18 protein-coding genes are annotated in these 18,939 nt (G+C 46.0%); 7 read left to right on the top strand and 11 right to left on the bottom strand.

What is annotated here, in order from left to right:
• Positions 1-38: 38 nt before the first annotated feature.
• Together ACL934_RS17330 and ACL934_RS17325 are read left to right on the top strand one after the other, a co-directional pair.
• Positions 39-452, top strand: coding sequence for a MerR family transcriptional regulator (locus tag ACL934_RS17330; RefSeq protein WP_374075627.1), 414 nt, complete (start codon positions 39-41; stop codon positions 450-452).
• Between the two features lie 34 nt (positions 453-486).
• Positions 487-816 (top strand): hypothetical protein, encoded by a 330-nt coding sequence (locus ACL934_RS17325; protein ID WP_374075626.1) that lies wholly within the window; start codon positions 487-489, stop codon positions 814-816.
• A 45-nt stretch (positions 817-861) separates the two neighbouring features.
• Here the strand turns inward: ACL934_RS17325 and ACL934_RS17320 are convergent, their stop codons facing one another.
• From ACL934_RS17320 to ACL934_RS17305, 4 genes are all read right to left on the bottom strand, one after another.
• Entirely contained in the window at positions 862-2,265 is a 1,404-nt protein-coding gene (locus tag ACL934_RS17320) for a sigma-54-dependent transcriptional regulator (protein ID WP_413612658.1), read from the bottom strand.
• Positions 2,266-2,367: 102 nt separating this feature from the next.
• Positions 2,368-4,224, bottom strand: a complete 1,857-nt coding sequence (locus ACL934_RS17315; protein WP_413612657.1) for a histidine kinase dimerization/phospho-acceptor domain-containing protein — start codon at positions 4,222-4,224, stop codon at positions 2,368-2,370.
• Positions 4,212-4,895 (bottom strand): HAD hydrolase-like protein, encoded by a 684-nt coding sequence (locus ACL934_RS17310; RefSeq protein WP_374075622.1) that lies wholly within the window; start codon positions 4,893-4,895, stop codon positions 4,212-4,214. Before ACL934_RS17310 ends, ACL934_RS17315 begins: the two co-directional genes overlap by 13 nt.
• The gene (locus ACL934_RS17305) at positions 4,896-5,591 is read right to left on the bottom strand and encodes a M14 family murein peptide amidase A (RefSeq protein ID WP_374075621.1); all 696 of its coding nucleotides are present in this window, start codon (positions 5,589-5,591) and stop codon (positions 4,896-4,898) included. It lies immediately after the preceding gene.
• A 57-nt stretch (positions 5,592-5,648) separates the two neighbouring features.
• Here ACL934_RS17305 and glmU point away from each other — a divergent pair, with 57 nt between their 5' ends.
• Complete coding sequence (glmU, locus tag ACL934_RS17300) at positions 5,649-7,043, top strand: bifunctional UDP-N-acetylglucosamine diphosphorylase/glucosamine-1-phosphate N-acetyltransferase GlmU (RefSeq protein WP_413612656.1); 1,395 nt, start codon at positions 5,649-5,651, stop codon at positions 7,041-7,043.
• 7 nt (positions 7,044-7,050) lie between these two features.
• On the top strand, positions 7,051-8,937 hold the full coding sequence (glmS, locus tag ACL934_RS17295) for a glutamine--fructose-6-phosphate transaminase (isomerizing) (protein WP_374075618.1): 1,887 nt from the start codon (positions 7,051-7,053) through the stop codon (positions 8,935-8,937).
• A 38-nt stretch (positions 8,938-8,975) separates the two neighbouring features.
• Here glmS and ACL934_RS17290 read toward each other — a convergent pair whose 3' ends face one another.
• From ACL934_RS17290 to mltF, 4 genes are all read right to left on the bottom strand, one after another.
• Positions 8,976-9,503: a hypothetical protein gene (locus ACL934_RS17290; protein WP_374075617.1), complete on the bottom strand. Its 528-nt coding sequence runs from the start codon at positions 9,501-9,503 to the stop codon at positions 8,976-8,978.
• Between the two features lies 1 nt (position 9,504).
• Positions 9,505-10,338 carry a TIGR02147 family protein gene (locus ACL934_RS17285; protein ID WP_374075616.1) on the bottom strand — a complete coding sequence of 278 codons (834 nt, stop codon included), beginning with the start codon at positions 10,336-10,338 and terminating at the stop codon, positions 9,505-9,507.
• Between the two features lies 1 nt (position 10,339).
• Positions 10,340-10,936: a hypothetical protein gene (locus ACL934_RS17280; protein ID WP_374075615.1), complete on the bottom strand. Its 597-nt coding sequence runs from the start codon at positions 10,934-10,936 to the stop codon at positions 10,340-10,342.
• A 216-nt stretch (positions 10,937-11,152) separates the two neighbouring features.
• Positions 11,153-12,532 carry a membrane-bound lytic murein transglycosylase MltF gene (gene mltF / locus ACL934_RS17275; protein ID WP_374075614.1) on the bottom strand — a complete coding sequence of 460 codons (1,380 nt, stop codon included), beginning with the start codon at positions 12,530-12,532 and terminating at the stop codon, positions 11,153-11,155.
• A gap of 269 nt (positions 12,533-12,801) precedes the next feature.
• Between mltF and ACL934_RS17270 the strand changes: the two genes are divergently transcribed.
• The gene (locus tag ACL934_RS17270; RefSeq protein ID WP_374075612.1) at positions 12,802-14,397 is read left to right on the top strand and encodes a hypothetical protein; all 1,596 of its coding nucleotides are present in this window, start codon (positions 12,802-12,804) and stop codon (positions 14,395-14,397) included.
• Between the two features lies 1 nt (position 14,398).
• Here the strand turns inward: ACL934_RS17270 and ACL934_RS17265 are convergent, their stop codons facing one another.
• Complete coding sequence (locus ACL934_RS17265; protein ID WP_374075611.1) at positions 14,399-15,394, bottom strand: protein-glutamine glutaminase family protein; 996 nt, start codon at positions 15,392-15,394, stop codon at positions 14,399-14,401.
• Positions 15,395-15,635: 241 nt separating this feature from the next.
• Here ACL934_RS17265 and ACL934_RS17260 point away from each other — a divergent pair, with 241 nt between their 5' ends.
• Positions 15,636-16,250: a thymidine kinase gene (locus ACL934_RS17260; protein WP_374075610.1), complete on the top strand. Its 615-nt coding sequence runs from the start codon at positions 15,636-15,638 to the stop codon at positions 16,248-16,250.
• Between the two features lie 32 nt (positions 16,251-16,282).
• On the opposite strand, the gene trmFO is transcribed toward ACL934_RS17260, so the two are convergent.
• Positions 16,283-17,605, bottom strand: a complete 1,323-nt coding sequence (trmFO, locus tag ACL934_RS17255) for a methylenetetrahydrofolate--tRNA-(uracil(54)-C(5))-methyltransferase (FADH(2)-oxidizing) TrmFO (protein WP_374075608.1) — start codon at positions 17,603-17,605, stop codon at positions 16,283-16,285.
• Between trmFO and ACL934_RS17250 the strand changes: the two genes are divergently transcribed.
• On the top strand, positions 17,592-18,023 hold the full coding sequence (locus tag ACL934_RS17250; protein WP_374075607.1) for a DUF721 domain-containing protein: 432 nt from the start codon (positions 17,592-17,594) through the stop codon (positions 18,021-18,023). The genes trmFO and ACL934_RS17250 overlap by 14 nt on opposite strands.
• A gap of 98 nt (positions 18,024-18,121) precedes the next feature.
• Here ACL934_RS17250 and ACL934_RS17245 read toward each other — a convergent pair whose 3' ends face one another.
• On the bottom strand, positions 18,122-18,931 hold the full coding sequence (locus ACL934_RS17245) for a class II glutamine amidotransferase (RefSeq protein ID WP_374075605.1): 810 nt from the start codon (positions 18,929-18,931) through the stop codon (positions 18,122-18,124).
• Positions 18,932-18,939: the final 8 nt, after the last annotated feature.

Here is an 18,939-nt window from a genome sequence, read left to right as displayed (position 1 = left end):
CCTTGACATCAATGTAAGGGTCAACGATTGTTTTCGATATGCAAATCGGTGATTTAGCTAAAAAGACAAATACGAGTCCACGTTCTTTGCGCCATTACGAGTCTTCAGGGCTTCTTACGCCACTGCGCACGGAAAGCGGTTATCGACACTATAGTGAAGACCACGTTGATGCCGTTCAGAAAATTCGTTGGCTGATCGGTGCGGGTCTTAATGTAAAAACCATCAAAGAAATTTTGCCTTGTGTTTTGGACGACAAAAAAATTGTCATGTGTCCTAAGGTGCGTGCGCTGGTTGTTTCGGAGGCAGAACGTTTAGAAAAACAAATCAGTGATTTAAAAAAGAGCCAAAGAATCTTGCAGAAGGCGCTGCAAAACGGCTTACCACCTCCGGATCGCGAAGCGAGCCCGAATGTGACAGTGAACAAATCAGAGGGTGACAATAAAAAGAACTAAGAATGAGATAAGTCTGTTTAAACACGGAGGACTTATGAAACTATTCTTAGTGGCGCTTGCAACTTTATTTACAAGCTCGGCATTTGCATACAACGATGGAACTTATCGCTGCAAAACGGCAGTCGGTGTTCCCGATCGTATTATTAAAATTCAAACTCAATCATTTCCGGGCGGTGCGGAACTTCCTTACGTAGAGATCACTCGTTTTTTCCGTCAAAATCCGAATGATCAAAATTCTCCTTACGAAGGTTCTACCGTAAAAGGTTTTGCATCGGTTTCTTATATGAAGGGCCGCGAAATTCTGATGGTGGCAGCTTTACGTTTGGATTTCGTGAATAACGAACTTCAAAATTGCAAAAAATAGAGTGTGAAAAAGAAAAAACCCGCTTCCAGGAGCGGGTTTTGAGTTTTACGTCGGAGTGATTTCGTTCGGAGGAGTAAGACCTTTCTTTTTGATCTTCTCTACCAATGTGGTTCTGTTCAGTCTTAACAGAGCCGCTGCTTGATTGCGGTTCCACCCTGTTTTTTCTAACGCTTTTAAGATCAAAGCATTTTCGTAAGCATCAACGGCCGAGTTAAAGTCCATGCCGTTGTCGGGGATCTCAAGTCCGCCGATTTCAGAGGAAGCCATTTTGCCAGACTTATATTTTACCGGAAGATCTGAAGTATCAATATGCCCATGACCTTTAAGGATTGTCATGCGCTCCACCAAGTTTTCAAGTTCACGAATGTTGCCTGGCCATGGATAATTCACCAAACAATCTAAAGCGTCTGGAGTGATGCCAGACAAGCCACGACCTTTGGATTTATTAAAGACGTCCATGAAATGAGTCAGTAATAAAGGAATGTCTGTTTTACGTTCGCGCAAAGCCGGAACTTGCAAAGGAATGACATTCAAACGATAGAACAAATCCTCACGAAAGTTGCCGTTATCAACAGCCTCTTCCAAATTGATATTTGTGGCTGCAATCACGCGTACATTCACAGTCACAGTTTTTGTAGAACCCACAGGTTCGAAGCTGCGTTCTTGCAAAGCGCGCAAGAGTTTTACTTGCAAAGAAGGTTCAAGGTCACCGATTTCATCCAGGAAGATCGTTCCACCATCAGCCATCTCAAAACGGCCGACACGGTTGGCGATGGCGCCGGTGAAGGCCCCTTTCATGTGACCGAAAAGTTCACTCTCTAAAAGTTCCGAGGGAATTGCACCGCAGTTAATAGGAATGAAAGGACCTGTTGCGCGCGGAGAGTTGTAGTGAATCGCGCGAGCAATCAATTCTTTTCCGGTTCCAGATTCACCTGTCACAAGAACTGTCGAGTCAGAATCGGCCACGCGCTCAATCAAGCGCAAGACACTTTGAATCTGATCACTGTTTCCAATGATTTGGTCGAATTTATATTTCTTATTAAGTTCAGAACGAAGTTGCTGGTTTTCTTGCTGCAACTTCTTGTGAGTCAGGGCTTTTTCAATCAAGCTCATCAGCTCTTCAAGATTGAAAGGCTTCGTGACAAAGTGGAAGGCGCCTTTTTGTGTGGCACGAATTGCTGATTCAATTGTTGCGTGACCCGTAAGAATGATCACTTCTGTCGCGGGGCTCATGCCTTTTAAATAAGTCATGAACTCTATGCCATCCCCATCGGGAAGATTTAAATCAACAATAGCTAAGTCAATGTGAGTGTCGCCTTGGCACAAGACCTTTGCTTCTTCGATCTTGTTGGCTGTGATGACGTTAAGTCCTTTACGATCTAGCACTCTAAACAGAGCGGTGCGGAGTGATGACTCGTCATCTAATATAAGAACTCTTTGGCTTCGCATGAACCGTCCTTCCATGGTGGGTTCTTTGGGTCACTTGTTCCCTAAAATTAGGATAGTGTGATTTTGACGGTACTGTCAAAAAATCCGCGCCTGGTAAGGCTTTCAGGACCTTAAAACTGGACGGGAGAAGGAAATTTTTGCCAGATTTTCCTGGCCTGGACCTGAGGAGAATTCGAGGTCGGCCTCGTGATCGCGCAAGATCTGTGAAGCCACAGAAACACCTAAGCCTATGGGAAGACTTGGATTTTTTTCTGGTGTGCCGTTATCTTTGATTAAAATCTGGGCAAGGTCTAGGTCCGCAGAGATTTCGATGTCGAGAAAAGCTCGAAATCCTTTCTCATGGCGAGTTCTATCGGTGACGCGGTCGATGGAATTTTGCAGAACATTCTTCAAGCCTTGCGCCAAAAGATTTAAATGCCCGCGGACCATGATGTCATCTCCAGGGAAGTGCAACTTCACTTCAATACCTTGGGACTTCGTTTGTAGTTCCACAATTTTTAAAGCACGTAAGCACACTTCTTTCAAACTCACATCGCCTTCTTGATCCGCATTCGGATTGCGAGTGAAGCCCAAAAGATTTTGCACGATCTCTTTGCATCTTTGCACGCCCGCTTCCATCTCAACGATGTCAGGGTAGAGCGGGTTGTCGGGACTCATATCCATCTTAATAAGTTGCGTGAAAGAAAGAATACCACCCAGAGGATTGTTCAATTCATGAGCGATACTAGAACCAATCGTTCCAAGCTCCGCCATTTTTGCGGACTCCAGAATCTGACGTTCCATTTTCAACTGTTGAGTCACATCGTGATAGAGATTCACGAAGACCGGCGGCTTATCTGAATCCAACAAAAGACTTTGGCTAAAGACATCAAAACTTTGCGGACTTGAACTGCGTGACTGAACACGGAAGTTGCTGCCGCGTTGGCAGCCAGGACAAGGTTCATCACGATTGAAGAGAACTTTGTAGCACTTGCGTGAGGTGTGTTCTTTTCCTTGTTCGCGCAGTCGTTCATCCAGAGCTTTATTCGATTGAATGATGTCATAGTTTGTATCGATCAAGACGACGGGATCGGACATGGAGTTGAAAGTCGCTTCCCATTGTTCTTTCAAAGATTCGGACTCTTTCAACTTCTGAATGCGATCCAAAGCCAGGGCCACAGCTTCCGCAACGCGAGTGAGAAAATCACTTTCTTCGCGTGTGAAGGGGTGATCCGGCGCACGCAAAAAGAAAATAGAGCCGACTTTTTCATGATGTCTGAAAAGAGGCACCTGCAACTGTGTGAAGTTTAATTGCGCCTGCACCTGACGGGCGAAAAGTTCGTCTTGAGGATGATAGAACAAACGAATCCACGATGTCTGCACAGTGGCCGCCATGGAGTCATTTAAGAGTTGTTCAATTTCGACCACCGAACTTGCTTGGTGCACGGCCATCAAGGCGCGCTTAAATCCTTCAATACGAGAGTTCGTTAAAAATAATTTTCGGCGAGCTTCCGTGAGGAACTTCGTTCTTCTTTGCACGCGTTCTTCAAGTTCGATTTGCAAGCGCTTGAGTTGTGCCGTTTGCTCGCGAATCAAAAGAGCCAAGTTTTCGTCTTGTTTCCTTTGATTGGCTTCCTCAAGGGCCGAGAACAAATGATTCTCTAAATCCGTATCGTTGAAGCTTGAGATCACGCGGGAAAAGTTAAACTCTTCATGCAAGAAAGCCAATTGGTGCGCCGAAAAATCTTCGGGCACCACGGCGATAAATTGGGTTCCCGGGGAGGAGCGTTTGATCTCTTCGTAAAATTCGGGAAATCTTTTTCCCAAAATCAATGTCACAGATAAAGCCACCACATCGTAAGTGGAGTCTTGAATCCAATGCCAAGCTTGTTGCAGATCCGTGGCAATATGCGCCCCAAGTTCTTGCAGGCGTGCATCCCAAGGACCAATCAATAGGAAGCTGGCTTTTAAAGTCCGCATGTCGGGATCAGATCCTTGTGCTGCTTAATTGTAAAATCAGGATGATCTTCGGGGAATTGCGGTTTTTCACCGACGTGTTCTCCGTAGGCAAAATAACAAGTATCAGCGCCGACGCGCTTGCCTTCACGAATCTCGCTCGACAGACGATTGCCAATGCTGAGAAGTTCGTGGGGACGGTGACCCTCCAGACGAAGAATGTCGAGGAAGGCTGAATCTTTTTTCTCTCCGACAAAACCGTTGAGGATATAAATCTTTTTGAAATGATGCTCAATCTGCAGGGCTTTGATTTTTTTGACCTGAGACTCGTAAGATCCCATCGTCACCAAAAACAAATTATACTTCGCTTTGAGCGTTTCAATATTTTCTAAAGAGTCGGGGAGCAAAGGCAAAGACTCCGGCACGTGCGGATTGTAAAACTCCTGCAAGGCATCGTGAACGGCTTTACCTTGTTGATTGGTTCCGTAGCGATTCACGATTTGTGTGAAGATGTCGGTATGTGAAAAATCAGCGGCAAGTTCTTGGCGCATTTGCAAACACTCTTCGAGGTTGCAGCGCAGTCCAGCCGCTAACATCGCTTCGCAAGCCCGACGTGATGCCATTGGCACCAAGATACCCGATGTGTCGAGTAACGTGTCGTCTAAATCAAAAGCGATGGATTTATACTTCGTCATCTAAGAATTCTTTCCTGTGAGCAGCATCTCCAAGCCTGTCTTAAAATGGGGCCAGACTAAATTCAAATCGATGTGCTCTTGCTCTTCAATACATATTACCGGAATTTGGTGCTCGATCCATCCGTACTGTCCCAAGCTTCCCGGCGTGGGATAGCCAATGTCCTCACGACACTCATATCCGGTTCCAGTGGCCAAGGTTTCTGCGGCCTTTTTACCCGGAAGGCCCGTATAAACAACGCAAGGCTCCCACGAATGAAAGTGTACTATGAGTTGTGGCTTTTCGTCCTCAATGAGTTTCACCAAAGCTTGAACTTCCTTCTCACTTCCGGGCGAAGGACCAGGGTAGTATCGAGGAGCTTTGGCTTCGGAACTCCAATCGCGGCAGGGAAAGTTGCGATTCAGATCCACGCCGTTGGCATTGGTTCGCTGATTTTGAGAGTAACCATCGGGATTGATACAGGGGATAAGCAGCCAAGAATGAATTTTCTCACTTTTACTGGCTTCCTCATTTTGGAGCCACGCAAGGAGTTCTTCGGCAAGACGAACGCCCTCAGGTTCATCGCCATGAACGCCGCCAATGAAGAGGATCGGACGCTCCGAAGGGCCGCTCGGACTGTGTGATTTTTTATACAGCTCGATGGGTGTGCCTTTAGAGGTGAGAGCCCAAGAAGTTTGGTGAAAAATTTTTCCTTGCATGAGACAATTAAGCCTGTTTTTTTCAGAGAAGAAAAGCTTTTAAAAGGAAGTTCACCCATGTCAGAAAAGACATCTGAGAAGTTGACGGTTATTGCGCTCGCGGCAGGAAAAGGGACTCGTATGAAATCTCCTCTTCCCAAAGTCCTTCATCCCGTAGCCGGCCGTCCTATGATTGAAAAAGTGATTCAAGCTTCAAAACAAGCTGGCGCTGCCGAAGTTCGCGTGATTGTCGGTCATGGTCAAAACTTGGTTCGTCAAGTTGTGGAGCCTATGAACGTCGCTTGTTACGTTCAGGATGAGCAGTTGGGAACGGCCCATGCCGTTCGTTGCGCAAAACCGGAAACGATCGAAGGCGATGTTGTTATCATGAACGGAGACCATCCGTTGATTGAAGCCTCCGACATCAAAGACTTCGTGCGCATCTTCCGCGACGAAAAATGTGATCTTGCGGTCGTGACTGCGGTTGTAAAAACTCCGGGGGAGATGGGCCGTATCGTTCGCCACAAAGGCGAATTGATGGCGATCGTGGAAGCCAAAGATGCTTCTGCGGATACTTTGAAGATCAGCGAGATCAACACAGGTATTTATATCGTGAAGGCGTCGGTTTTAGCGGAATACTTGCCACAGATTAAAAACAACAACTCCAAAAAAGAATATTACATCACAGATTTGATTTCTCTTTGCATTCAGGACAAGTGCCGCGTGCAAGCTATCAAATCAACGCCGAAGGTGGCGTTTGGTGTGAACAATCAAGTGGAGCTTTCTAAAGCGACTCGTTTGCTCTTTAAACGCAAAGCTTTGCGTTTGATGGAAGAGGGCGTTTTGATGATTGATCCGCGTTCTACTTATGTGGAAGAAACTGTGGAGATCGGCTCTGGGACTGTCATTTACCCGAATGTCTTTATTCGTGGACGTTCCAAAATCGGTTCGTTCTCGGTGATTGAATCCAATAGTTTTATTTCGGATTCAGAAATCGGCGACAGTGTGCAAGTGCGCGGTGGCAGTTATTTAGAAAGTTCGAAACTTCACAACCGTGTTTCTGTGGGACCCTATGCCCGTCTGCGTCCTGAAACTGAAATCTTTGAAGAAGCTCATGTGGGCAACTTCGTTGAGATGAAGAAGGTGAAGTTCGGAAAGAAATCAAAAGCAGGACACTTGACATACCTTGGCGACGCCGAGATCGGTGAAGAGGTCAACGTAGGTTGCGGAACTATAACTTGCAACTACGCTGCGGACAGAAAGAAATATAAAACGAAGATTGGAAACCGTGTTTTTGTGGGCAGTGACACTCAATTCGTCGCTCCTATCGAAGTCGGTGATGACGCCATCATCGGATCGGGTTCAACAATCACTAAAAATGTACCAGCAAAAGCTTTGGCCGTAGCTCGTGGGAAACAGTTTGTAAAAGAAAACTATGCTCCCAAAGCCACGGAAACAGAGACAAAAGAGTAGGTGAAGTATGTGCGGAATCGTAGGTTATTTAGGCCCACAGAATCCTAAAGATATCATTATTAGCGGACTTAAAAAATTAGAATACCGTGGTTATGACAGCGCCGGTGTTGCGATCTTGGATCATGGAAAAACAAAACGTGTCCGTGCTCAAGGAAAACTCAAGGCTCTTGAAGATAAACTCACGAGTGAAAAATTCGATGGTCATATTGGTATCGGTCACACGCGTTGGGCCACTCATGGAAAACCTTCCGAAAGAAATGCCCATCCTCACCAAGTGCGCGGTATCAACCTTGTGCACAACGGGATCATCGAAAACTATCTTGAGATTCGTGAAGAACTTTTAGCTCAGGGAGCTGAAATCACGTCGGACACAGATTCTGAACTTGTGGCGCATTTGATCGCCAACGAAGTGGATGTGACAAAAGATCTTTTCAAAGCGGTTGAAAGTGTTTTGCACAAAATCCGTGGTGCATTCTCTATCCTTGTGATGTGGGAGCAAGAGCCGGATCACTTGGTGGCATTTAAAGATGGTCCACCGCTTGTTGTTGGTATCGGCGAAAAAGAAATCTTTGTTGCTAGCGATGTGCAAGCTCTTATTCAGTATACAAAAAACTTCGTCTATCTTGAAGATCGCGAAATCGCGAACATCAAAGGGGCGGATGTACAGTTCTTCTCTGCGAATGGCTTTCCTATTCAAAAGAAAGTTGTCGAGCTGAACTGGAATCCTGAAATGGTTGAAAAGCAAGGTTACGCGCACTTCATGCTCAAAGAAATTTATGAGCAACCCCGCGCCGTTGCGGCGGCGATTGAACCTCACGTGAATCCAGAGAATTTCTCCGTGGCTCTTAAGAATGTGGGCTTCGGCGGGCAACCTGTTCAGAAATTGGAAGAGCTTGATTCAAAAGCAGACTGGGTAAAAACTCAGGAAGTCTTTAAAAACGTAGAGCGTGTTTTCATCATTGCCTGCGGTACAAGCAACTATGCTGGCATGGTTGGAAAATATTTGATCGAACAATTGGCGAAAGTTCCTGTTGAAGTCGATATCGCCAGTGAGTTCCGTTATCGCAATCCGGTGATTCCACCAAAATCTTTGGTAGTGACGATCTCTCAGAGTGGAGAGACGGCGGATACTTTGGCGGCGATTCGCATGGCTAAAGAAATGGGCGCGACGACTTTGAGTATCTGCAACGTTAGAAACTCAACGATTGATCGTGAAGCTCATGGCCATCTTTATATGAACTCAGGTCCCGAGATTGGTGTCGCTTCGACAAAAGCGTTCACAAGCACGATGGCTGTATTGAACTGCTTGTCGATTGCGATTGCGCGCACACGCGGTGCGATGGATGAAGCGACTGAAAAAGAATTGGTGAAGGCTTTATTGGCAGCACCAAGCCAAATGGAAGGCATTCTTGCTTTCGACAAATACTTTGAAGAAGCGGCTTCCGGTTTAAAACTTTTCCGCGGATTCCTTTACATGGGTCGTGGCACAAGCTTCCCGATCGCGATGGAAGGAGCTTTGAAATTAAAAGAGCTCGCTTACATGCACGCGGAAGGTTATGCCGCTGGTGAAATGAAGCACGGTCCTTTGGCATTGATCGATGAGCGTATGGCGATTGTGATGGTAGCTCCAACGGATCACCTTTACGAAAAAACGATCAGCAATTTGGAAGAAGCCCGTGCTCGCGGTGGAAAAGTTATTTCTATCGGAACGGGTGAAAACGAAAAGCTTCGCGCCATCAGTGAATACTATTTGGCGATTCCCAAAGCTCACTGGACAGTGAATTCGATTTTGACGGTGATTCCGTTGCAGCTTATGTCTTACCACTTGGCTTGCAGTTTGGGATACGACGTGGATCAGCCACGCAATCTCGCAAAATCGGTGACAGTAGAATAGTGTTTTCTGCTCAGAGGGGGTCTTGACTCCCTCTGAGGCTAAAAGGAACCGCTCACGCTTTCAGATTTGATTTTAATATCGGCATTAGAGGTAGCGGTATCCAGCGCCGATACGATGGCTTGAATATTAAGATCTAAGTTTTGAGATGCCGACAACACAAGTGTTCCATCAAAGCGAATGGTGATTGTATCAGTGCTTGTGAAGCTTCCATTCGAGTTTGAAAGTTGTACCGAACGGCCCGATGTGCAATGGGTATCAAGATCAAACTCCACGCGAGAGTACGTGCCCGCAGGAACTCCAACAGTCGTCACTAACGTTCCTGAGTCAACGATGCTGACCTCGTCCAAGGCTAAATCAATATTATCATCTAAACCAGATACAGGCTTAAAGCGGAGACGCTTAAAACACATCTTTAAGTTGGACACGCTCTGTGTTTCGACGGATGAGGCGTGAAACGGAGTGAAAGATTTAAATTGAACCGCCACCAAGGGGTTTCCTGTTGAGGTTCCTCCGGAATTGGCACAGGCATTTAGAAATAACAAAGAGATCAGAAAAATCTTTTTCATCTTATTCTCCAGATTTTTTAGCCACGGGAAAAGTAGATAAAATTACGTGATACACCGGGCCCGCTTCGTGAAAGCCTGAACTGAGTTCTGCCACTTTTCTTTGAGTTTCATCCAAAAGACGGCGGAGAGATTCAATCTGATTTTCAGGAACCACGAAAGTATGTCCTAATAAGTTTCTTTGGTCGCGTGGGGTGAGGTCAATAGATTGCGAGGCTAACCCAAACATCTGCTTATGAAACTCGCCTAAGGAAAGTCTGTAGACCCCCGAAAAGCAATCCAGTTGTTTTTCGGCTTGGACGATCTGTCCATTTTCTGTTTTCACAAGAAACCCCTGATCGAACAAAAACTGCAACGACGATTCAATTTCTTTTACCGAAACTTTTTGTACCAAGCGGGCTTGAATCCATTCAGGACTCGCTTCGAAATCACGTCGGTAAGCCATTTCTCGAATAACCACATTGAGCCAGCTTGAAAGATAGCGAAAGACTTCCAGTTCTTTGCTGCTTTTTTGGCGAAATGAACGGCTTTTGCGAATGTCGTCAAAAGCCTGCAAGCGTTCTTTGGAAGTCGTTCCATCCGAAAGTTTTAAAAGAGCGCGGAAGTAGTTAAGTTCTTCTTGATTCAGCTTCAACACCTGTTGAAGTTTATTCAGGGATTTCTCTGAGAGATTTCTTTTTCCAGATAGAATCATCGGCAGATATCCTGTTGAAAGATCGCATGTCTCTGCGATGTCTCGTAAAGAGAGAGACTGGCTCTCTCGTGCATGATCGAACCAGTCTCTAAGGAATTCCCGGTAATCGTGATAATCAAAAAGATCTAAACTCTTTTTTTTCATATTAGTTGCGTAATTCTCCGCTGACAGCTTCTGCTGCGACTTTAAGATCTGCGCCATTGTAGCTGTTCAATTGATCTAAGATGGTTTGCACGCCCAGAGTCAGAGTGCCGTCCGCATTGGCGTCAAAAGTTCCGCTAAATTTAATTGTGATACGTTGATCCGTTGAAAAGCTGCCATTGTTGTTTGTGAGTTGCAGACTTTTTCCTGAAGCGCAGTCTGATTCTAAATCAAACTCAACTCTTTTGTAGGTGCCTGGCGGCAGAGAAATGGTTCCCAGTGAAGCTCCAGCACTTGTGATTGTCACTTCGCCAATCGGGAAGTCGATGTTGTCTTCCGCAGTCTCGGGGGCTGCTGTGCCTTCATCGGCCATTTTAAAACGCAGGCGCTTGAAGCACATTTTCAAAGAAGAGACAGCGGCGTTGGCCTCTTTGATTCCAAACAACTTCCACAAAGGATTTTTATTTTGAGCTGTGGAGTAAGAACCAAACTGAAGTTGCACATTCAATGGATTGGTTGAGTCCTTCGCGCAACCCGTAAGATCCGTGATAACAAGGGCCGCAGTGGAAACGATCGCGAACTTTTTAAGTGCTGCTTTCATAACGAAAACCTCCTGTTTAATCATCGAGATTAATTCCCGAAGCTAACGTATTCAGGATAAGGGCTCGCCTTCTAAATCGCAAAAAAGTCTTTTTAAAATGTGATCATATCATTATGAGAAAGTATATATAAAACAATTAGTTATATAAATTAATAATTTTAAGTGAGTTATAAATACCACTATTTTGTGATCAATATTGGGACGTGAGTCGAGGCTTTATCCCGCAGAATTCATCAGATTGTAGAACGACTTCACTCTCTCAACGAAGTCGACAGTTTCGTAACCACGTGCGGGACCATACTCAAGCTCTGCCGCATATTCAGGATCGGCGAGCAACGGAAGTACTTCACGCAAATGGCGCCAAGAGTAAGGATTGCGTCCCATTTTCTCCGCTAGTTTTTGTGCGTCTTTAAGATGGGCGAAACCGATATTGTAAGCCGCCAAAGCCAAAGCCAAACGATCTTTTGGATTTAAGTGTGTCGGTGTTTTATCTAAAAGATAGCGAAGATATTTCGAGCCTCCCCAAATACTTTGCATCGGATCAGTGCGATCTTCGATACCCACATGATCAGCGGTATCTGTTGTCAATTGCATCAGACCGCGCACGCCTGTGAAGCTGCGAGCATCCGGATTCCAGTGAGATTCTTGATAAGCAACGGAAGCCACCAACTGCCATGGCAGTCGATGTTCGTCTGCGGCATCTTTGAATGCTTGTTTGTATGTCGGTAACGTCGAACGAATCTTTTTAAAGAACTTCGCAATGTCACGTTTATCTAATTGTGAAAGATAAGTTTTATAGCGATCCAAAATGCGCATCACTTCGTCTTCGCGGGAAGCTTGCTGATACCAAGACTGCATCAAACGCAAAAGATCTTGATTGTCCGGAGTCAGCAACCAACTCAAAGAATACGACTCTGTCAGAGCTGCGATTTTTTCAACTTGTGTGTGATAACGAGTGTAGAAATCTCCGCTAAAGTTTTCTGCGATCACGCAATCACTCTTTCCTTGCGGAAGGGTCGTGATCAAATCTTGAGTTTTCGTGTTGTCGAGAATTTCAACTTGGACTTGGGGAGAGAGCTGACGAAGACGTTCAGAAAGTCCGAGATAGTTGTCTTTATTAAGAAGCGCTACTTTTTTGCCGTTCAGGTCTTTGATGTTCTGTACTTGCGATTTCTTCGAGCAATAAAGACTTAAATAAGTTTCTTCGTAAGCCGGGCTTGCGAGGAAGCCCATATTATAGTGAGGAGTTCTTAGGCGAGCGGCGGCAACATCGCCTTCCCCCTTAGAAAGGGCTCTGAGCACTGACTCCTCATCCTGCAGAACCACGTACCGCACCTTGATTTTGTAGTGGGTCGCGAAGTTCTCCATGAGGTCGTGATCTATCCCGAAAGCGTCTCCGCGTTTGGGCTTACTATATATAAGAGGACTTTGCGTGGTGAGGACAACGATTTCACCTTTGGATTGAACCTGAGCCAGGCTCTCCTGTTCATCCCAATAAATAGCGTCGCAGCCATTCATGGCGATGGTGGTGACACCCAAAGCTCCGACAAGGAGTGCTCGGGTTAATTTCTGTCGAAATCTTAAAATCCTACCCATAACGTTCGGCCTAGCTACCTGATGGTGCGGAGCAGGGGCAAGCACTAACAGCCTATGGGACCCTTAAAAATGTGAAAACTAGACGGTTTTTGCAGAAAGTCGGCACCCTTTTGTAAAATAGTGCAGGCATGGTGATGGCTTACAGACGGGCGTCACAAAATGAGATTCAGCTCACAAATCCAACGCAGGAGCTAAAAAATATCATGTTTATGGGCAAAAAGTCCGAAGAGATATGAAGCTGTCTATATATTTAGGGGAGAGACAATTCTATGAAATTGGCGTTCGCGTCCGTATTTCTTTTGTTTTTTAGTGTCTCTCTTCAAGTGTCGGCCGAATCCTGGGTTGGAAGTAAACACTGTCAGCCCTCCCTCAATGCCTGTCTGAAAAAGAAGGGCGGCAGTACTGAGTGCGGTGTTGAATATGAAAAGTGTTTGAAAACGTCGGGCGGGGTTCTTGAGCGCAGTGACGGTAGCATGACCCAACGATACCATCCGGATAATCCCCAATTTAAAATCTGTCAGAAAAAAGGATTAATCATCGGAACGAAAGCTTTCGATGCCTGCATGAACGGAGCTGGGAATACACAGACAGCTTCGACAAATCCTACTCCAAGAAGCACGACTCCGGCGATGACTCCGATGTCTTCTCCTGTTTCAAATCCGATTGATGTTCCCACAGAACCGCCGATTGATACGGCCGCAGCCAGCGCTTGTCAGGCAGAGTTTGGACAAGTCTATCAAAAATGCGAAGCGGAAAGTCAGGTGGCAGTTTCTACTTGTGACAGCAATAACGATGAAGAGATGACTTCGTTTGGAAACTCCGCCGCAGAGATGGCTCTGCGCGTGGGGCAGGCGGCTGCGATTACGGCGAATTGTACGGAGATGATTCGAGTCAGCCAAGGCGCCAACAGGACTGTTGCTGCCTATCGTGAGCGTTGCAAGTCTGCGCAAACTTCTTGTTTTAATAGTTGCAGCCAAGTGACGACCTTCATTGCGGAAAAAGCGAAGATCTGTTTTCCGCATCTTTCAAATGAAGAAGCCGCCGCTGCAATGACTCAATATCAAAGTGTTGTTTCTACAAACACTCGCACGTGTGAATCATTAGACACGAAGATTGCAGAAGCTGGAAAGGCAATTCAAGAATACGGTGATGTTTTAGTGGGTTCAACGAATTGCCGCGCTGACACCTATGGTGGAGAAGATGCCGGACGTTTAGAGAATCTTAAAATGGCAGCCGCGTCTTCCGTAGATTGTGCCGATCCGAACAACGCTACAAATAGAGTGTGTGTTTGTCAGAAAAATCCTCAAGACAGAACTTGCACTTTATCAGAACAAAGAGCTGGAGAGTCAGTCGCAGCTAGTAGCAGTGATCCTTCCTCTCGTAATCCCGCACAAGCATCGGGAGGTTTGAACGGAGATATGTTTGGAACTCCTTCGATAACTCCAGGAAAACCAAACTCAGGAGAGCCAGGAACTGTGGCAGAAGGTCGCCAAGGTGGTGAAGCTTTCGGCGGTTCCGGTGGCAGCAGTGGTTCAGCTTCTGCGGGTAAAGGTGAAACAGCTTCCGCAGATGGAAAAGAACACGGAGTGCTTGGCGGATTCTACGGCGGTGGTAGTGGTGGCGGAAGTTACGGCTCTTACGCAGGCACGGGGACAGGCGCAGCCGCGCAAGCTGGAGCACAGAGAATCGGTGGTGCTGCGTCGGCTTCTTCTGGTGAACTTCAAAAGTTTTTGCCTGGCGGACAAAATGGTCGACGTTATCCTAACGGAGCGAGTGGGCCAGATGGAATTACGGGTCCGCACTCGAATATTTGGCTAAAAATACAGAATCGTTATCAAAACGAAAGCACAAGTCTGCTGCCTTAACTTACAGAGCGCCGCGGAATAAATCCAGCGCCGGTAAAGTTCCTAATTCCTCTAGAATACTACGAGCCTCTTCGAGTTGCTGTGACACATCCGTTTCTGAAGCGGAGGGGCTTGAAGAGGAGTAAGTATATGTCGTCCAGGGTGTAAGAGTGACAGCCACATTTTGCGAGAGAGAAAGATCCTCTTCACTAAAGCTCGCAGTGACGACGATATTTTTGTTGGGGCCCAAAACTTCGTGAACCCAACGGCTTGCAGAAACAGGTTCCTCAAACAGTCCCGGATCTAAAACCCATATTTGATTTTTATTTTTTACAAACGGAGCGACATGGTAGCGCCAGGCAAAGAAGTCTTTGGGTTTCTTTTGCTCGCGAGGCCACAACGAAAACCCGTGAATCCAAATTTTTCCGACGGAATAGCCTTTTTCTTTAAGGGCATGCGACACTAAATGAGAGCGTGCAAAACAACCATCTCTGACATAGTCATACCTGAAAACGGGGTTTGCTTTGATTTGTGTAAAGACTTTTGCAAGCTCTGACTCTGCGAAATCCGAAGAAGAAAGAGTCTTTGCTAATTCATTCACTTCAAGATCCAGCGATTGTGCTTGGACCTTGGATAAACCAGGAGACTTCAAGGGCCACGTCTGATTTAAAAGTGACTTAAGTTTTTCGCAGCTTTCTAGTGTACAAGAACGCAAAGCCGGCTCAAAAGCCATCATCAAATTGTGACGACGATAAAAGGGAGTCTTCGTGGTGTTCTCGTATTGAAAAAAGGATTTATTTGAAAATGTCTCTTTCTGAGTATCTAAGTTGATAATTTTTTGCGGAACTATCACTTCGATTTTCTGCGTATTGTGCAGCGAAGGCAGGTGACCTACATAAGGGTGTGCGTAGTAAAGAAGCAAATGCTCATCGCAGCTCCAGAAGGCATTTTGAGAGTGACGACATAAAACAGGGCCCTGTGCTGTTTCTATAAGCAGCGGTCCCGGGGAGCTGGCCATAGCCTCCCAAGAAGTCAAAATTAAAACTGCTAAAAATACCCAGAACGCTTTCATCTCAAGGGTTTAGAGGCAAAGTCCATACCGCCTGAAAGTGCGTATATTCGTTCTGAAATCACATAAAATGGATGTTGCCGAATATTGCTTCTCGGGTCCCCAAAACCCGGCTGATGAAACGCATCCTTCGTTGACTCTCTAAAGGGATTCCTTGATCGTCGTTGGGTACACAGTCTCAGGAGGGGTGATGACTGAGTTTTCTTATGTTCATGCTAGAGGTTGGATCGAAGTTGTTGTGGGTTCCATGTTCAGTGGAAAAACCGAAGAGCTGATCCGTCGTCTGCGTCGTGCGGAGTTTGCGCGACTTCAGATTCAAGTTTTCAAACCGATCATTGATAAACGTTATAATGAAATGGCTGTGACGTCTCACGATCTAACGACCATTGATTCTCTTCCCATTCATGATGCAGAAGAAATTTGGAATCATCTAAAACCCGGCACGAAAGTGATCGGCATTGATGAAGGCCAGTTCTTTTCTCAGAACTTAGTGCAAGTCGCACAAGATCTTGCAGACCGTGGCCTTCGCGTGATCATCGCGGGCCTAGATACGGATTGGCAGGGAAAACCTTTTGAACCAATGCCTACATTGATGGCCATTGCTGAAAGTGTGACGAAGCAACACGCCGTGTGTGTTGTTTGCGGATCTACGGCAAGTCGCACTCAGCGCACGGCGGGTGGAGATGGTCAGGTTCTAGTCGGAACTCACGATGCTTACGAAGCTCGCTGCCGTCAGCACTTTAAACCGGAAGTCGATATGCCGACTCTGGATTGGAAACTAAAACGCGAAACAGATCTCGCGTAAAAAAAGCCCGGAAGATCCCGGGCTTTTTTATTTTAAGGCTGCCAACTTTCAAGGGCTTCTCTCGCAAAGCCAATTTGTTTTTTCTTACGCAGCTCTTTGTCTCTTTCTTTTTCCGCCAAAGGAGGCAGAAGAGCAAAGTTGATATTCGTCGGTTGGAAGTGTTCAGCTCTCGTCGGATCTGTGATGGCTTCCAGTAAAGAACCAAACGCACTCGCGCGCGGTGGAGGAGAGAACGGACGGTCTTGCAATTTCTGATTGAGGAAACGCGACACCATCAATCCTGTGCACGTTGATTCAAAGTAACCTTCAACGCCCGTGATTTGTCCGGCAAAGAACAACCAAGGATCATTCTTGCTGGAAAGATCTTTGTTTAATCTCTTTGGAGAATTAATAAAAAGATTTCTGTGAATGCTGCCCAGTTTTAAAAACTCCGCATTCTCAAGCCCTGGAATCATGCGGAAGACACGAACTTGTTCTCCGTAAGCCATGCGGGTTTGGAAGCCCACCATATTGTAGGCAGTGCCCTCTTTGTTATCCTGACGAAGTTGCACCACAGCCCAAGGGTAACGACCTGTTCTTGGATCATCCAAGCCAATCGGTTTCATTGGACCGAAACGCAAAGTCTGCGGACCACGATCGACCATGACTTCAATCGGCATACAGCCTTCAAAAAAATCTGTCGTTTCAAAGTCTTTAGGTTCGATTTTGCGCGCGTTTTTAATTTCTTCAATGAAGCGATTGTATTCTTCTTTGTTCATCGGGCAATTGTAGTAATCGCCCGTGCCTTTGTCATAACGATCGGCTTTCCACGCAATTTCCGTATTGATGGAATCCGCATCAATGATCGGAGCGATGGCATCAAAGAAGTACAAGAATTCATCGCCAAAATGTTTACGCATACTCTCGGCAAGATCGTCGTGAGTCAAAGGACCTGTTGCAATCACCGCAGGACGAGGAATTTCATCCAAAGATTTTACAACGTCATTGCGAACTTCAATGCGCGGATGATTTTTTACTTTGTCCGTCATGATCGCAGAGAAAACTTCGCGATCCATACCCAATGCTTGTCCCGCAGGAACTTGGGCCTCAAAAGCGGCCTTCAAAATGTGAGACCCCAGTTTTTGCGCTTCCCATTTCAGTTGGCCTGGAGCCGAATGTTCACCCATGCTGCCAAAGGAGTTGGAGCAGACAAGTTCAGCGAATTTGTGCGTCTTATGCGCTGGAGTCATGGTTTTATCGCGCATTTCGTAAAGGACGACTTGATAACCCATGTCAGCTAGCTGTAAAGCGCATTCTGAGCCCGCGAGCCCCGCGCCAACCACTGTAATTTTTTGATTTTGAGTGAAATTTGTCATCTTTGTGGTAGACCTTTTCTTGATGGATTCCAATAAGAAACCCAAAGGCAAATTATCTGTCGGCTCGGAAGTACTACAGAGTCTTTTTGAAAATGGCAAGTCGCCATTGTCAGAGCAGTTTATGCGCTGGAAGCTGTGGGCGAAATGGGAAGAGGTCGTAGGCCCAACCATCGCGAAAAACGCCGAACCTGTGGGTTTTCAGAGGGGTGTTCTCTTTGTGTGGGTGCGTAACTCCACCTGGATGCAGCAGATGAGCTTTATGGGCAATCACATCCGCGACACCATCAATCAAAAATTTGAGAAAAACTTTGTAAAATATATCAAGTTCACTCTGGATCGTCGTGAGGTCCCGAACTCAGATCAACAGGAATTCCGCGAGATGATTCAAAAAATCGCTCCGGAAAATGATGACGATTAGAACCCATCTCATAAACCCAATTCCTGCGTTGCTTCGTCGTCGCAGTACAATGTACAGCTTCCTCCTCGCGCCTTGGCCTTGGATTTATGAGATGGGTTCTAACAAGCAGGCGCTTTTTTAGGGCCGGCAATAGTTTCCGTCTTTTTAGAAACCTGACCTTCTTCAAAGAGCCATAATGTTCCTGGCTCCAAAGTCGTCCACTGTTCATCGTCCGTTAAAGGTGTTGTTGCAATAATGGCGACACGATCTTGTGAGGTTGTGACCGAACTAAAATCCACCGTCATGTCTTGATCTTTTAATCGCGCAGTCGCAAAAGGCGCCTTGCGAATAATGTAAGTCAGATGTGTAGAGCAGTGAGCAAATAGCAGACTTCCATTGGACATCAAGAAATTAAACTCTCCATACTTACCAGCTTCTTTAGAAAGTTCCGTGATGCTTGAAAAGAGCTGTTCGGTTCCAGGATAAGTATCCCCATGACGTCTGCGAAGTTCTTGCATGAACCAGCAGAAAACTTTTTCGCTGTCGGTATTTCCCACCGGAATAAAACTGCCATCCAGGGTCGGAGAAAAATTTAAGATATTTCCATTGTGCGCAAAGATCCAATAGTGTCCCCACAACTCGCGCATAAAAGGATGGGTGTTTTCCAAGGACACAATTCCTTGAGTGGCTTTGCGGATGTGAGCAACGACGTTTTTGGATTTAATCGGATAGCTTCTTACTAGTTCGGCAATTTTAGAATGAGCCGAAGGTTGGGGATCAAGAAATTGTCTGACACCTTTTCCTTCAAAGAAAGCAATGCCCCATCCATCTTGATGGACGTCCGTCAATCCTCCGCGAGCTTGAAAGCCCGTGAAGGAAAAACAGATATCTGTCGGTACATTGCAATTCATTCCAAGAAGTTGGCACATAGAATAAG

The organism is Bdellovibrio sp. HCB-110 (genome assembly GCF_047323225.1).
GTDB lineage: Bacteria > Bdellovibrionota > Bdellovibrionia > Bdellovibrionales > Bdellovibrionaceae > Bdellovibrio.
This window is presented reverse-complemented; position numbering and strand designations above follow the sequence as displayed.